This is a genomic window from Acinetobacter sp. NIOH-H-8 (assembly GCF_046635365.1).
Lineage (GTDB): Bacteria > Pseudomonadota > Gammaproteobacteria > Pseudomonadales > Moraxellaceae > Acinetobacter.
Map to the genome: position 1 here is coordinate 1 of NZ_JBHDVN010000340.1, position 393 is coordinate 393.

Here is a 393-nt window from a genome sequence, read left to right on the forward strand (position 1 = left end):
GATTTTAAGATACTGGCTTGATCTTTCTGGTTAATTGCCCCAATCCCCACGATGGCGGCATCGGCAGCATGCGCTGTGAGCATCACATCCCGCACGCTATTTTCATTGCGCAGCGTGCAGGCAATTTCCTGCGATGATGCGCGCAGCGGCGCGGGCATACTACTTACGCTACAAGCGGCATCAAGCTGGCCTATTCCGGTCATATACGGCCCCACGCCGCCGGATAACGTGACCAGTCGGATTTGTTGCGCCGAGATAAATCCGCTGAGGCGTTTTAATGTGGTCATCGTGGCTTCGCCAAAGCCGACGGCCAGCAGTTGCTGTGGCCGCAGTGACTCCATCAACATATGGGCGGCGCCGATTCCTAAGCGCAGACCAATATCGGCATCGGGT

At 56.5% G+C, this 393-nt stretch carries 1 protein-coding gene; it reads right to left on the reverse strand.

Annotated elements, in window-relative coordinates:
- The coding region (locus tag ACEWB7_RS18550) for a sugar-binding domain-containing protein (RefSeq protein WP_411581167.1) at positions 1-393 on the reverse strand (393 nt) is incomplete at both ends.